We start from the raw sequence: 13,793 nt of genomic DNA, 5'->3' as shown, positions 1-13,793 counted from the left end.
CACGGCAAAGCGGTTGTCTTCCTTGATCAGGCCCATGGCGATACCGGCCACGTGGGCTTTCATCGGCACGCCAGCGTCCATCAGCGACAGGCAGCCGCCGCAGACCGAAGCCATCGACGAGGAACCATTGGATTCGGTGATCTCGCTGACCACGCGCATGGTGTACGGGAATTCTTCCTTGCTTGGCAGCACGGCGATCAGCGCGCGCTTGGCCAGACGGCCGTGGCCGATTTCGCGGCGTTTCGGGCTACCCACGCGGCCGGTTTCGCCGGTGGCGAACGGAGGCATGTTGTAGTGCAGCATGAAGCGGTCTTCATAGTCGCCGCTCAAGGCGTCAATGCGCTGTGCATCACGCTCGGTGCCCAGCGTGGTCACGACCAGCGCCTGGGTTTCGCCGCGCGTGAACAGGGCCGAGCCGTGGGTGCGTGGCAGCACGCTGTTGCGGATTTCAATCGGACGCACGGTGCGCGTGTCGCGGCCGTCAATGCGTGGGTCGCCGGCCAGGATCTGGCTGCGCACGATTTTGGCTTCGATGTCAAACAACATACCGTCGATGGCCACGCTGTCGAATTCAACGCCTTCAGCCTTCAGTCCCTTCTTGGTCCAGGTGGTCACTTCACGCGTGGCGTGGGTACGGGCCTGCTTGTTGCGGATCTGGTAGGCAGCGACCAGCTTTTCCTCAGCCAGCGCAACCACTTTAGCGATCAGCACGTCATCCTTGGCGGGCGCTTTCCAGTCCCACATCGGCTTGCCGGCATCACGAACCAGTTCGTGAATCGCGTTGATGGCGATGTTGCCCTGCTCGTGGCCATAGACGATGGCGGCGAGCATGATTTCTTCCGACAGCTGGCTGGCTTCGGACTCGACCATCAGCACAGCGGCTTCGGTACCGGCCACCACCAGATCCATCTTGGAATCCTTGAGCTGGGTCTTGCCGGGGTTGAGCACGTACTGGCCATCGATGTAGGCGACGCGGGCGGCACCAATCGGGCCGTTGAAAGGAATGCCGGAGATGGCCAGCGCCGCGCTCGATGCGATCAGCGCAGGAATATCGCCTTCAACTTCAGGGTTGAGCGACAGCACGTGCACCACGACCTGCACTTCATTGAAGAAGCCTTCAGGAAACAGCGGGCGAATCGGACGATCGATCAGGCGCGAGGTCAGCGTCTCGAATTCGCTGGGGCGGCCTTCGCGCTTGAAAAAGCTGCCGGGAATGCGGCCGGCAGCGTAGGTTTTTTCGAGGTAGTCAACGGTCAGCGGGAAGAAATCCTGGCCTGGCTTGGCTTCGGTCTTGGCGACCACAGTGGCCAGCACGACGGTGCCGTCCATGTCCAGCAGCACAGCGCCACCGGACTGACGCGCGACTTCGCCGGTCTCCATCGTGACCTTGTGCTGGCCCCACTGAAAAGACTTGGTAACTTTGTTGAAAATAGTCATGTGTTTCTCCACTAATTTTGCGCACTTGAGGCAGTGCGAGAGGCCCGGAGGGGTGGCTCACTGAACACGATGCCATTCCACAAAAAACCTGCTGGGCAGGCGGCCCGAAGACCCGGATTTTTTGGGGAATGACACAGCGCGCGTTCGTTTTGCCTTGCTCCGAAGTAGGTCCGTGATGCCAAAAGAACTTCTGAAAGTTGCTGGCTGGCTACGTTTAAAGCGCAAAACGCCTGAGCTAGTGAACTAACTCAGGCGTTTCCTATTGGGTTTACCGATTATTTACGCAGGCCAAGCTTGGCAATCAGCGCAACATAACGGGATGCATCTCTGGACTTCAGGTAGTCCAGCAGCTTGCGGCGGCGGCTCACCATGCGCAGCAGGCCGCGGCGACCGTGGTGGTCTTTGGCGTGGGTCTTGAAGTGGGGCATCAATTCATTGATGCGGCCGGTCAGCAGACCGACCTGGACTTCAGGACTGCCGGTATCTAGGGCGGAGCGGGCATTGTCCTTGACAATTTCGGCCTTGATTGATTTTGCGATCATGGTTTTCCTCTTGCAACGGTGTTGCGACTTGCGAGCGAAGCAGTGTTCCCACTATTGGGATTTGACCGCTTTCGTCGTGATTTTGCGGACAGTGATGCCCAGCAAAGCCTTGAATTATAGCGCAAGCCACCGCCGCAGGCGCTCCACGCCCTGCCCCAGCCTGGCCACGTCCTGGCTGGCAAAACACCAGCGCAGCCAGCCCTCGGCCTCGGGCGCGGGATGGACCATGAACGCATTGCCCGGCGCCAGGCCCAGACCGGCCTCCACCACCAGCCGCTTGGCCGTTTCAAGCGAATCACCGAAGCGCTCTTGGTCTTCAAGCCTGAAAAAGGCGTACATCCCGCCCCTGGGCGTGGCCACCTGCACGCCAGGCACCGCCTGCAGCAACGGAATCAGCGTGTCGCGGCAGGTTTTCAGGTGGCTGACCAGGCGCGGCGTGACGTCGGCCGTCCGCTCGATGGCGACCAGGCCGGCGCGCTGGACAAATACCGGCGCGCAGGAGGTATTGAACTCGACCAGCTTGCCCATGTGCGGGGTCGCGCTGGGCGGCATCACCAGCCAGCCCAGGCGCCAGCCGGTCATCAGAAAGCTCTTTGAAAAACTGTGCGCCACGATCAGACGGTCTTCGGGGCTTGCGACATCGAGAAAACTCGGCGCGCAGCCGTTCGGAGTGGCTTCAAAGTACAGGCGCTCATAGACTTCGTCGGCCAGAATCCAGGTGCCGGTGCGCCGGCAGTGCGCCAGAATCACTTGCTGCTCGTCGCGCGTCAGCGTCCAGCCGGTCGGGTTGTTGGGCGCATTGATGATCAGCAGCCTGGTTTTGGGCGTGACCGCTGCCAGCAACTCCTCCATGTCGAGCTGCCACTGCCCGGCCACCGGCCTGAGGCTCACGCACCTGACCACGGCGCCCATGATGGCGGGCTGCGCGGTCAGGTTGGGCCAGACCGGCGTCACCGCCACCACCTCGTCGCCCGCGTCCACCAGCGCCTGCACGGCCAGCATCAGGGCATTGACACCGCCCGACGTGACCGCAATGCGCTCGGCACCGATGGGCGCCGCGCCCTCGCTGCGCAGGCCTGTCGAATACCGGGCTATGGCTTCGCGCAATTCCGGCAAGCCGAGGTTATGGGTATAAAAGGTTTCGCCCTGCTGCAATGATGCGGCCGCCGCTTCGCGGATGAACGCCGGCGTGACTTCATCGCTCTCGCCAAACCAGAACTTGAGCACATCGCTGCGCCCCATGCCCGCATTGGCCACCTGGCGGATCATCGATTCTTCAAGGTTCAAAACGGCCTGTCTCATGCTTGTTCTTTCGCCTGGGTTGTGTCGTTCAATTCAGGGCCGCACCATCTTGCAGCTGTGCGGCTGCTCGGCGCGCGCCGCCGGAATCGTCTTGATGACGCGAAAACCGTAGCCCGAGCCTTCCACATCAAACTTCACGCCCGGAGCGCCCTGCTTGCCCATGACCGCGACCTGCAGCGGCTGCTGGAACTGGTGGTCAGCCCCGCGCATCGCCCCCTGATGACCATAAAAAGTGACTGCAGCCCTTTCCAGCTGGGCAGCAACAGCTACCGTATCGATAGCACCCGCCTTTTCAATGCTTTGCGCCAGGGCTTCGATCATGAGCTGCATGCGCATGTGCACGTAGTCGTCCTGCGGCTTGGGAAAGCGCTCGCGAAAGGACCGGTAAAAAGCCTCCGAGGCCGCGCCCGGCTCGTTGGGAAACCAGTCGGCCACCGCAATCACCTTGCCCACGCCGGCATCGCCCAGCGTGGCCGGCACGCCCAGCGCATTGCCATAAAACGTATAGAACTTGCCTTCGTAGCCGACTTCTTTGGCCGCCTTGATCAGCAGCGTCAAGTCATTGCCCCAGTTGCCGGTCAGCACCGCCTGCGCGCCGCTGGTCTTGATCTTGACGGCGTAGGGGATAAAGTCCTTCACGCGCCCCACGGCGTGCAGTTCATCGCCGACGATCTGCACGTCGGGGCGCTGCAGGCCGATCTGCTTGCGGGCTTCGCGCAGCACCGCCTGGCCAAAGCTGTAGTCCTGGCCAATCAGGTAAACGCTTTTGAGCGCCTGGTCTTCCTTGAACTGCTCCATCAAGGCGGCCATGCGCATGTCGGCATGGGCATCGAAACGGAAATGCCAGTAGCTGCACTTTTCATTGGTCAGGCTGGGGTCGACCGCCGAATAGTTCAGAAACAGCACCCGCTTGCCAGGCTGGCGCTCGTTGTGTTTGTCGATGGCATCAATTAATGCGGCGGCAATAGCCGATGAATTTCCCTGCGCAATGATGTTCACGCCGTCGTCAATCGCCGAGCGCAAGGCCGCCAGCGCTTCCTCGTTCTGGCCCTTGTTGTCGTAACGCTCTATCACCAGCTTGCGCGCACCGCCCGGGAGCTTGACACCGCCGCGCGCATTGACGCGCTCGGTGGCCCAGACCAGGTTGCGAAACACCGCTTCGCCGGTGTTGGCAAACGGACCCGACAGGCTTTCAATCAGCGCCACCCGAACGGGCGGCAAGGCCGGCTGCGCCATGGCGGCCATCGCGGCCACCAGAAACAGGGCCACCAACACGTGTTTTATAAGCTTGTTCATTGAAAAGTAATCCTGCCTTCAGGCTTGAATTTGAATAAATCGGCGGCGCGCTGGTTTGAGCGGCAGACGGTGAGCGCGGAAAAAACCGCGAAGTGTAAGCGCAGCCGACTCAGCCGATGGCCGCCAGGCTCCAGCGCGGCTTCACGTCAAAGGTGTAACCCGGCTGCAGCGTTTCCAGACCAGCCTGCAGCCGCATGCCGGCAGCCAGCGCAATCATGGCACCGTTGTCGGTGCAAAAATCCAGTTCCGGGTAATGCACCCGGACACCGCGCTGCTGGCAGGCGGCGTTGAGCTGGCTGCGCAGCAAGGCATTGGCGCCCACGCCGCCCGCCACCACCATCCGTTTGAGGCCTGTTTGCGCCAGCGCGCTCAGGGTTTTTTTCACCAGCACATCGACAATCGCCGCCTGCGTGGAGGCGGCCAGATCGGCCTTGCGGCTTTCGAGCTCGGGCCCGAGTTTTTTGGCCTGCGTCAGCACGGCGGTCTTCAGGCCGGCAAAAGAAAAATCGAGGTTGCCGCTGTGTAGCAGGGGGCGGGGCAATTTGAACGCGGCGCCGTCACCGGCCAGCGCCAGCTTTGACAGATGCGGCCCGCCGGGATATGGCAAGCCCATCAGCTTGGCGGACTTGTCAAAGGCCTCGCCAGCCGCGTCGTCAATGGTTTCACCGAGCAGCACGTAGCTGCCGACGCGGTCTACCTGCATCAACTGGGTATGGCCGCCCGACACCAGCAGCGCCAAAAACGGAAACTCGGGCGGATCGGCACTCAAAAAAGGCGACAGTAAATGGCCCTCCAGGTGGTGCACCCCCATCACCGGCTTACCCAGCGCGGCAGCCAGCGCGCAGGCCACGCCCGCACCCACCAGTAGCGCGCCCGCCAGCCCAGGCCCGCGCGTGTAAGCCACCACATCGACTTCCGCCAGCAAGCGCTGCGCCCGGTGCATGACCTGCCGCGTCAGGGGCAACACCCGCCGGATATGGTCACGGCTGGCCAGCTCGGGCACCACGCCGCCGTAGGCCTGGTGCATGTCGATCTGGCTGTACAGCGCATCCGCCAGCAAGCCCGGCACGCCCTGCCCGCGCGTTTGCACCAGGGCCACGCCCGTTTCGTCGCATGACGATTCAATTCCCAATACCAACATTTTTTCAGCCATAGCTTTGTAGTTTAGGCCACGCGGTTATTTTCACGGGTCGGGAAGGCAGGAACGCAAGCGGGCTTTCCCGGACTCGCAGCCCTGGCGCAGACCCTTATTTCATGACCAGGCCGCCGTCGACGAACAGCACCTGCCCGGTCATGAAACGGCTCCAGTCCGAGGCGAGAAACAGCACCGGCCCCGCCACATCCTCGGGCGTGGCAATTCTTCGCAAAGGGGTTTGCCCAATGATCAGCGCCTTGACCTCCTCACGGGTGGCCAGGCTGGCCTGGGTCGGGTAGACCAGGCCGGGCGCCACGCAGTTCACGCGTATGCCCAACGGCCCCAGTTCCACGGCCAGGTTGCGGCTGAACCCGACCAGCGCCGACTTGGCCGTGGTGTAGTCGTGGTAGGGCACCATCGGGCGCTCGACCAGGTCGCTCACCAGGTTGACAATGCAGCCCCGGGCGCGTTGCCTGAAATGGGGCAACACCGCCTGGCAGACGTTGTAGGTGGCGTGGACCGCGCCGTCAAGCTGGGCTTCGAAATCGGACCAGGCCAGGTCCCAAAACATCTTGCGCTGCTCGGGGTCGAAGGTGAAGGCCTTGAACGCGTTGTTGACCACCACGTCCAGCTTGCCGGCTTCGTCCAGAATCTGCGCCACCATGGCCTGCACCGCCGGCTCCGAGCAGACATCGGCCTGAATCGCCCAGGCGTCGCCGCCCAGCGCCTTGCAGCGCGCCACCACGTCGGCGGCGGCGGCCTCGTTGTGCAGGTAGTTGACGATTACCATCGCGCCCTCGCGGGCAAAAGCCAGGGCGATGGCCGCACCAATGCCCCGGCTGGCGCCCGTGACCAGCACCACCTGGCCCTGAAAGCTCATGGCCCCTGCCCTGCTCATTTGGCGGGCAGCAAGTCTTGGCTCACGACCTCAGAGACCTTGATGGCGCGCTGCACCAGGCCCAGCGCCAGATAGGTGTCGGCGGCTTTCTGGAGCACGTCCATGTCAAAGGCGCCCAGTCCTTTTTTCTGCGTGGTGGCCGACACACTGGACAGATTGCGCAGGCGAATCACGTCCAGGTTGACGGCGGCATCTTTCCCGTCAATGGCACGTTTGACCGCCAGCGCCGCCGCTTCTTCGGGCTGCTTGATCATCCAGCTGACGCTGTCCCGGTAGGCGGCCAGAAATTTCCTCAGCAGCTCTTTTTTCTGCTGGTAGGTTTCCTCGCGCACGACAAACATGTCGCTGGACACGTTCAGGTAGTTTTTGACCTCCATCACATTGACATCGGCCAGGCCTTTTTGCCGGCCCACCAGCAAGCCGGTGTCGGTGGCGGCGGTGGCGTCGACCTGGCCCTGCATCAGGGGCGCAAAGTTCAGCAGGCCGGTGACCACAATGGTCACGTCCGATTCGCGCAAGCCGGCCTGGTGCAGCAGCACCAGCAGGTTTTGCCGGGTGCCGCTCGACAAGCTGTACACGCCAATTTTCTTGCCCTTCAAATCCGCCGGCTTGGTGATGTTCTGGCTTTTGAGCGACACCACATTGAACACATTTTGCGGATAGATGTCATAGATCGCTCGCAGTTTTTCGCCTTTTTCGAGTGCCGAGAAAAAGGACCCCGGATCGGTGAAGGCCAGATCCGCCTGCCCGGTCAGAATATTGCGAATCGCATCGCCGCCACCCGCACCCGGCACATAGTGCAGGTCCAGTCCTTTGGCTTTGAAAAACCCCTTGTCTTCATCAACCAGCAAATTGGTGACTTCCGTGATCGGCTTGCTCCAGCCGGCCACCACGACTTTTTCCAGGCTCGCCGGCGCGGCCGCCTGGCTGGCCCCGGAAAAACCCAGGCCCAGCAGCGTTGCCGCCGCCAGCACGGCAACCGAACGAACAATGGCTAATTTCATTTTTCTATTTCCTTTTGGAGGGTTGTCATGCGTGATTCAAGCAAGCGTTTTTCAAGGGTGATGGCCAGCTGGTACAGCAGCAGCCCCAGCCCGGTGATGAGGACCAGCACGGCGAACATGAGGGGCGTGTCCATCATGCCCTGCGACGCGATGATCAGCGCCCCCAGGCCCTGGCTGCCGCCAATGAATTCACCGACGACGGCGCCGACCAGCGCGAGCACCACCGCCACGCGAAAGCCGGCCATGATGCCGGGCAGGCCCGAGGGAATTTTTAGCCGCAACAGTGTCTGCCAGCGCGTGGCCCCCAGCATGCGGAACAACTCCAGCCGCCGGGCATCAACCTGCGCGATGCCGGTCATGGTATTTTCCATCAACGGGAAAAAGCAGATCAGCGCGGTAATCACCACCGTCGAGGTCATGCCAAAGCCGAACCAGACAATGAACAAGGGCGCCAGCGCCAGCTTGGGAACCACCTGGCTGGTGACCACATAAGGCATGAGCAGGCGCCGCAAGCCTGCCGACTCCCCCAGCGCCACACCGCTGACCAGACCCAGCGCGCAGCCTGCCGTCAGCCCCAGCACCAGTTCCAGCACAGTCTGGCCGATATGCGGCCACAAATACCCGGAACGCAAGCCCTGCCACAGCGCGCTCAGCACGGCAGACGGGGGCGGCAGCACCAGGGCCGACAGCTGCAGCGCGCGCGCTGAAAACTCCCAGCCCAGCAGCCCGGCGGCCAACAGCGCCCAGGCACCGAATCGACTCCAGCCCCCGCTCATGGTGTCCCCCCGTCCATGGCCGCCCGAAGCTGCGCGCAAATGGCGTTGAAGGCCGGACTGTAACGAACGTCGCGCCCGCGCGGCCTGGGCAGCTCAACCGGGACGTCGCACCGGATGCTTCCACGGTCCATCACCGCGACCCGGTCGGCCAGATACACGGCCTCCGCGATGTCATGGGTGACAAAGAAAACCGTGGTCTTGTGCAAGCGGCAAAGCGCCAGCAGGTCGTCCTGCAGTTCTTCGCGGGTGATCGCGTCCAGGGCCGCAAACGGCTCATCCAGCAGCAACAGGGCGGGCTCGCCCACGAGTGCGCGCGCAATCGCCACCCGGCTTTGCTGCCCGCCCGACAAATGGCGCGGGTAATGGCGCTCGCAGGCCGACAAGCCCATCAGCGCGAGCAACTGCTGCGCCCGGGCCACCTCCTGCGGCGTGGGCTTGTGCCGGAGCGACAGCGGCAGCAGCACGTTGTCCAGAACGGTGTGCCATTCGAGCAAGGTCGGGGCCTGGAACACAAAGCCCAGCTGCGGCCCGGGCGGGGCGAGCGGCGCACCGCGCAGGGTGATGGCGCCCTCGCTTGGCTGCAGCAGGCCGGCGGCCAGCTTGAGCAGCGTGGTTTTTCCGCAGCCGCTGCGGCCCACCAGGCAGTGAAATTGCCCCTGCGCAATGCGCCAGTCGACCCGATGCACCACGGCGGCCCGGCCCGGGTAGGTGTAGCTCACCTGCTGCATGTCCAGAAAACTCATGGCTGGCGCCTGCTGTGCGGTAACGGGCTAGTCCACATAAGGCGCAAAGCTTTCAGCGGCCAGCTCGGCCGACTGTTCAATCTCGACCATCTGGACCAGGTCCAGCAAATTAAAGCGCCCGTCGTGGTGCCAGCCGGCCTCGGGCGCGGTCATGGCGCCAAGGGCACTGATGCGGGTCACGCCGGCCCGCCCCAGTTGTTCGGCCAGTGCAAACAGCTCGGCCGGCGCGGCGGCCAGCCCCACCGTCTGCAAAAAAGCCCGGCTGCGGGCGATCACCGGGATCACCTGGTCCAGCTGGTCCACCGCCACCACCTGGATGGTGCGGTTCAGCGCGCTGGGCGCCAGCGCCTGCAAGGCGTCGGCATAGGCCACGCGCCAGGGGACGCCCGCCTCGCCGATCAGGCTGGCGCCGGATGGCGTCAACAGCTTCAGCTCTTGCGCCTGCTGCCAGCGGGCAACACTGGCGGCCTCTTCGAGCGGCAGCACCCGGCGCGGAAACTTGTGCTCAAAACTCGCGAGTTCATGGGCCAGGTACTGGGAAAAATCCCGGGGCGAGACCTTGCCGCCGCGCTCGACATAAAACACCTGCGGCGAGTAACAGCCCTGCTGGTCGTAGCGAACCACGTCGTAGGCGGCCTGGTGCGCCGTGGTTTGCGCCTTGCGCGCATCCAGCGCGGCGCGGGACACCATGCCAAAGCTGAGCTTGTGCCCGTAGCCCAAAAACCGCGTCGTGATCGGGACCTGGCGCCGCAGGGATTCCAGCGCGGCGTTGCCGCCATAGGCCAGCACCACGTCGGCCTGCGCAAAAAGCGCTTGTTCCCGCGCCGGGTCGCCGCCCTTCCACCAGCCCACGGCCAGGCAGTCGGCCAGCCCCGGGTCCACCTCGACCAGCAGCCGGGCAAACCAGCCCGCAAAAAGCGGCTCGGCCCCCGGCAGTTTGCCGACACTGCCGGACTTGACCAGCAAGCCCGAGATCAGGCTCCAGAGCGGCAAGCCCGGCACGTTGCCAGCCCAGATGTGGACCAGCAAGTCCGGCCCCATCGCCTTGGCAAAGCCGCCCTTGGGGCGCGGCTGGAATTCATCGAGCAGTTTGGGATTGGCAAAATCCTCGGCCACAAAGCGTTGCAGCTGCGGTTGGCGAAATGTTTTCAGGTAGGCCGTCAGTCCCAGCCGCACCATTTCGGCATCAAAGCCCGTGACCAGCGGCAGCAGCCTGTCGGCCTGCTGGCGGTAGGGGTCGGCCGGGTCGAGCAAGCGCGCCACCGCGCGGTCCACCACGGCGATGATCTGGGACACCGTCCGGGTTTTCAGATAGGCCCGGCTGCCCTGCTTGACCCGCTCGGCCAGCGCCACCCATTGCGCAGGACTCAGCACCGGAACCGAGACGTCCAACCGGTCGCCCCGGCCCTCAAAATGCAGCGTCTGCCACGCCAGCTCTTCGGCCCTGAAGCCCGGCAGGTAGCCGGCCACCGCATGAAGCGTTGTCACGCCTGGGCCGCCCGTAAAAACTCTTCTACCGCCAGCGAACAGCCCTTGGCCTGCGCGCCTTCAGCACGCCCGAGCAGCAGAAAACCGCCGTCGACGGCCACGCCCACATCCTCCGTGAGGAGGGTCGTCACGGAATTGAAGTTGGCCAGATCGCAGTGCACCAACACACCGGGCGCGCCGTGCGCCACCTCCTCGCCCGTCATCGGATTGACCAGCCGGGACCGGATCCAGTGCGGACCCGATTTGACGGAGGGCAGCGCCTCGTTGCCGTCGTCGTAAAACTGCGTGCTCAGCTCGGTCATGCCGTACATATTGATGCAGTGACTGGCCGGAACGCCCAGCAGGGACGACAGCTGCGCATAAAACTGCGCCATCGGGATTTCACGCGACTGGCCCTTGAAGCCGCCAGTGTCCAGCACCCGGCTGCCCGCGGGCAAGGCAAACGTGCGCCCTTGCTGCTGCAGCGCGTCCATCAGGTGCACCAGGCTGTAAGTGGCGCCCAGCAGCGCATAGGGCGCACCGGTCTGCTCTGCCTGCGCCAGCGCCGCACACAAACGCGCGGTGTCCAGCCCCTGCGGCGTCAAAAAGTACTGACTGCCTGCCATGCCAAAGGTCTGAACGGCCAGCGCCAGGTAGTGCGCCAGCGACGAGTTGGGCATCACCTCTTCGGTCGGAAACAAAATGCCCATGGCGATGCTGGCCTGGCCCTGCATGAAGCGCCGGCTGAAATTGGCGCGCATCGACGCGTCATAAACCGCCAGCGTCGGATGGTGGTGCTTGCCCTTCACGTCGCCCTGGGTGGTGCCGCTGGTCATGAACACGCGGTCGGTGTCGGCCAGTGGCTGGCAACTCAAGGTCAGTGCCTTGAACGCGCTGATGGGCACGGCGGGAATGTCCTGCCAGCGGTTCACGCTGCGCGGCGTCTGGCCCTTTTGCCGGCAAAAGCGCTGGAATGCCGGGTTGTGCTGGAACTGGTGGGCAAACAGCGCCAGCGCCTGCTGGTTGAATGCCTCGTCGGTCGCGCCGCCCTGGGCCATGAAGGCCAGCAGGCCCTGCACGATGGCAGCGGTGCGCGCTTGCGGGCTCAGGTCTCTGGGGGTGTTGATTACATTCATGGTCGCCATTCCTTCGGTGGTCTGCGGGTGCAGGGTGCTCCGAAAGTTGTGGCGGGGGCATAGCCCCTGTCCTGACAGCTCTTCTTACGTCGGCATGATCCGATTCAAGTTCGCGGGTTCGGTTCTGACCATCTCAGCCACCCTGCCGTAAACAGCAGAAGGGCACCCCGGAGCGAGGCCGATTCTACGCGGAATGGCCATAACCCTGCTGGCCGACAGAGCAGCCCCCAAGACTCCATTTTGGCGCGATTCTTGCGTGGATTTTCGGCATGAATGAAGCCCTCCGCATTGTGGTGGTCGCGCCCGACCTGGCCATCACCGACCCCGACGACGACTACGCCCTGAGCCAGGCCGAGCGTTCGCGCAAGCTTCGCATTGGCCTGCTGGAAAGCGGCTTCAACCTGATCGCCACCTTGCCCGCCGACGTGTTCTTGATGGACCGGATTGCGCAATTGCAGCCCGACATGATCATTGTGGACGCCGAAAGCGATGCCCGCGACTCGCTCGAACATGTGGTCATGGCCACGCGCGACTTGCCGCGCCCCATCGTGCTGTTCACCAACGACGACGACACCCGCCACGTCAAGGACGCGGTGGCGGCGGGTGTTTCGGCCTATATCGTGGCCGGCCTGGCGCCCGCGCGCATACGCCCGATTCTGGATGTGGCAATGGCCCGCTTCCAGCACGAGCAGGGGCTGCGCCGCGAACTGGCCGACGTCCGGACCGAGCTGCAGGAACGCAAGGTGATTGACCGGGCCAAGGGGCTGCTGATGCAGCGCCTCGGCCTTTCGGAGCAGCTTGCCTATGAAAAACTTCGCAAGGCCGCCATGGACAAGGGCCTGCGCCTGGCCGAGGTGGCGCAGCGCATGCTGGACGCCGCCGACCTGCTGGGCTGAAGCGGATGGCGTGCAAACCACCCTGAATACCAGAATGGTGCGCCGCACAAACTCGGTGCAAGCCCACCAAACGATTCAATCCACTACCAACTAAATAGCTGCTTACGCCCACTGCTATTGGGCTATTGCACTATTTGATCGATATTTCCAGTCCTTCCAAGCCCCAGCAACAGGCTGGCACAGGTTTTGCGTTAAGTGAACCGTACGGTCAATTCCTTCAACGGCGAAGCGGGTTGACCTCCAAAGAACAAAGGCGTTCGCACCCTGCAGTCACCCCCGTGTGGCGGCCCGGGTCGAGCGCCTTTTTTGTTTTGTTTTTTTAATTTTTTGGAGTTGCCGCCATGACTGATCTACTGAAAACTTCACTGAATCGCCGCACCGTATTGCAAGCGGCCACCGTTGGCGCGGTCGGCATCAGCCCGGCATTGCGCGCTGCGGTCTACGCCCAGGGCTCGGACGCGCCGGAGAAAAAGGAAGTCAGGATTGGCTTTATCCCGCTGACCGATTGCGCGTCAGTGGTGATGGCCTCGGTGCTGGGCATTGACCAGAAATACGGCGTCAAGATCATTCCGACCAAGGAGGCCAGCTGGGCCGGTGTGCGCGACAAACTGGTCAATGGCGAGCTCGACTTTGCCCATGTCCTGTACGGCCTGGTCTACGGCGTGCACATGGGCACGGCCGGCCCGAAAAAAGACATGGCCGTGCTGATGAGCCTGAACAACAACGGCCAAGCCATCACGCTGTCCAAAAAGCTCGCCGACAAGGGCGCGATCGACGGCCCCAGCCTGGCCAGGCTGATGGCCAGCGAAAAGCGCGACTACACCTTTGCCCAGACCTTCCCCACCGGCACCCACGCCATGTGGCTGTACTACTGGCTGGCCAGCGCGGGCATCAACCCGTTCAAGGACGCCCGGGCCATCGTGGTGCCGCCGCCGCAAATGGTGGCCAACATGCGCGTGGGCAGCATGGACGGTTTTTGCGTCGGTGAACCCTGGGGCCACCGCGCCATCATGGACGGCATCGGCATCACGGCCACCACGACGCAGGACATCTGGAAAGACCCTCCCGAACAGGTGCTGGGCACCACCGCCGACTTCGTCAAGAAGTACCCCAACCCCGCGCGCGCCGTGACGGCCGCGATTCTGGAGGCCGGCAAGTGGA

General features: G+C 63.4%; 13 protein-coding genes and 1 riboswitch. Of the genes, 2 read left to right on the top strand and 11 right to left on the bottom strand.

The window, feature by feature from the left end; translation table 11 throughout:
* The 11 genes from pnp to Q8K05_RS09605 all read right to left on the bottom strand — a co-directional run.
* Positions 1–1,437 (bottom strand): polyribonucleotide nucleotidyltransferase (pnp, locus tag Q8K05_RS09655; protein WP_305246417.1); only part of this gene is annotated, 1,437 nt, incomplete at its 3' end.
* A gap of 275 nt (positions 1,438–1,712) precedes the next feature.
* Entirely contained in the window at positions 1,713–1,979 is a 267-nt protein-coding gene (gene rpsO / locus Q8K05_RS09650) for a 30S ribosomal protein S15 (protein ID WP_296908513.1), read from the bottom strand.
* Positions 1,980–2,093: 114 nt separating this feature from the next.
* Positions 2,094–3,281: a pyridoxal phosphate-dependent aminotransferase gene (locus Q8K05_RS09645; RefSeq protein ID WP_305246416.1), complete on the bottom strand. Its 1,188-nt coding sequence runs from the start codon at positions 3,279–3,281 to the stop codon at positions 2,094–2,096.
* A gap of 33 nt (positions 3,282–3,314) precedes the next feature.
* A complete protein-coding gene (locus tag Q8K05_RS09640) occupies positions 3,315–4,526 on the bottom strand; it encodes a branched-chain amino acid ABC transporter substrate-binding protein (protein ID WP_370868817.1) in 1,212 nt (403 codons plus the stop codon).
* A 160-nt stretch (positions 4,527–4,686) separates the two neighbouring features.
* Positions 4,687–5,718, bottom strand: coding sequence for a tRNA (adenosine(37)-N6)-threonylcarbamoyltransferase complex transferase subunit TsaD (tsaD, locus tag Q8K05_RS09635; RefSeq protein ID WP_305246414.1), 1,032 nt, complete (start codon positions 5,716–5,718; stop codon positions 4,687–4,689).
* Between the two features lie 106 nt (positions 5,719–5,824).
* Complete coding sequence (locus Q8K05_RS09630; protein ID WP_305246413.1) at positions 5,825–6,610, bottom strand: 3-oxoacyl-ACP reductase; 786 nt, start codon at positions 6,608–6,610, stop codon at positions 5,825–5,827.
* Positions 6,607–7,614: an ABC transporter substrate-binding protein gene (locus Q8K05_RS09625; protein WP_305246412.1), complete on the bottom strand. Its 1,008-nt coding sequence runs from the start codon at positions 7,612–7,614 to the stop codon at positions 6,607–6,609. The genes Q8K05_RS09630 and Q8K05_RS09625 overlap by 4 nt, the downstream gene beginning before the upstream one ends.
* Entirely contained in the window at positions 7,611–8,390 is a 780-nt protein-coding gene (locus tag Q8K05_RS09620) for an ABC transporter permease (protein ID WP_305246411.1), read from the bottom strand. The genes Q8K05_RS09625 and Q8K05_RS09620 overlap by 4 nt, the downstream gene beginning before the upstream one ends.
* Positions 8,387–9,133 carry an ABC transporter ATP-binding protein gene (locus Q8K05_RS09615; RefSeq protein ID WP_305246410.1) on the bottom strand — a complete coding sequence of 249 codons (747 nt, stop codon included), beginning with the start codon at positions 9,131–9,133 and terminating at the stop codon, positions 8,387–8,389. The genes Q8K05_RS09620 and Q8K05_RS09615 overlap by 4 nt, the downstream gene beginning before the upstream one ends.
* Positions 9,134–9,160: 27 nt before the next feature.
* Positions 9,161–10,621: an acyl-CoA reductase gene (locus Q8K05_RS09610; RefSeq protein WP_305246409.1), complete on the bottom strand. Its 1,461-nt coding sequence runs from the start codon at positions 10,619–10,621 to the stop codon at positions 9,161–9,163.
* A complete protein-coding gene (locus tag Q8K05_RS09605) occupies positions 10,618–11,736 on the bottom strand; it encodes a long-chain fatty acid--CoA ligase (RefSeq protein ID WP_305246408.1) in 1,119 nt (372 codons plus the stop codon). The genes Q8K05_RS09610 and Q8K05_RS09605 overlap by 4 nt, the downstream gene beginning before the upstream one ends.
* Before the next feature lie 64 nt (positions 11,737–11,800).
* Positions 11,801–11,916, bottom strand: a riboswitch (TPP riboswitch).
* A gap of 89 nt (positions 11,917–12,005) precedes the next feature.
* On the opposite strand from Q8K05_RS09605, the gene Q8K05_RS09600 reads away from it, so the two are divergent.
* The gene (locus tag Q8K05_RS09600) at positions 12,006–12,632 is read left to right on the top strand and encodes an ANTAR domain-containing response regulator (RefSeq protein ID WP_305246407.1); all 627 of its coding nucleotides are present in this window, start codon (positions 12,006–12,008) and stop codon (positions 12,630–12,632) included.
* 341 nt (positions 12,633–12,973) lie between these two features.
* The coding region (locus Q8K05_RS09595) for a CmpA/NrtA family ABC transporter substrate-binding protein (RefSeq protein ID WP_305246406.1) at positions 12,974–13,793 on the top strand (820 nt) is incomplete at its 3' end.

The organism is Polaromonas sp., assembly GCF_030682935.1.
In the GTDB taxonomy this organism is placed as follows: domain Bacteria; phylum Pseudomonadota; class Gammaproteobacteria; order Burkholderiales; family Burkholderiaceae_C; genus Polaromonas.
The sequence above is the reverse complement of the archived record's forward strand: the minus strand, read 5'-3'. Positions and strand labels throughout refer to the sequence as shown.

What these genes read in the sequence shown, in the direction of transcription:
- rpsO (WP_296908513.1), bottom strand. Translation starts at nt 1,979, where the DNA reads ATGATCGCAAAATCAATCAAGGCCGAAATTGTCAAGGACAATGCCCGC.
- Q8K05_RS09645 (WP_305246416.1), bottom strand. Translation starts at nt 3,281, where the DNA reads ATGAGACAGGCCGTTTTGAACCTTGAAGAATCGATGATCCGCCAGGTG.
- Q8K05_RS09640 (WP_370868817.1), bottom strand. Translation starts at nt 4,526, where the DNA reads ATGGCCGCCATGGCGCAGCCGGCCTTGCCGCCCGTTCGGGTGGCGCTG.
- tsaD (WP_305246414.1), bottom strand. Translation starts at nt 5,718, where the DNA reads ATGTTGGTATTGGGAATTGAATCGTCATGCGACGAAACGGGCGTGGCC.
- Q8K05_RS09630 (WP_305246413.1), bottom strand. Translation starts at nt 6,610, where the DNA reads ATGAGCAGGGCAGGGGCCATGAGCTTTCAGGGCCAGGTGGTGCTGGTC.
- Q8K05_RS09625 (WP_305246412.1), bottom strand. Translation starts at nt 7,614, where the DNA reads ATGAAATTAGCCATTGTTCGTTCGGTTGCCGTGCTGGCGGCGGCAACG.
- Q8K05_RS09620 (WP_305246411.1), bottom strand. Translation starts at nt 8,390, where the DNA reads ATGAGCGGGGGCTGGAGTCGATTCGGTGCCTGGGCGCTGTTGGCCGCC.
- Q8K05_RS09615 (WP_305246410.1), bottom strand. Translation starts at nt 9,133, where the DNA reads ATGAGTTTTCTGGACATGCAGCAGGTGAGCTACACCTACCCGGGCCGG.
- Q8K05_RS09605 (WP_305246408.1), bottom strand. Translation starts at nt 11,736, where the DNA reads ATGAATGTAATCAACACCCCCAGAGACCTGAGCCCGCAAGCGCGCACC.
- Q8K05_RS09600 (WP_305246407.1), top strand. Translation starts at nt 12,006, where the DNA reads ATGAATGAAGCCCTCCGCATTGTGGTGGTCGCGCCCGACCTGGCCATC.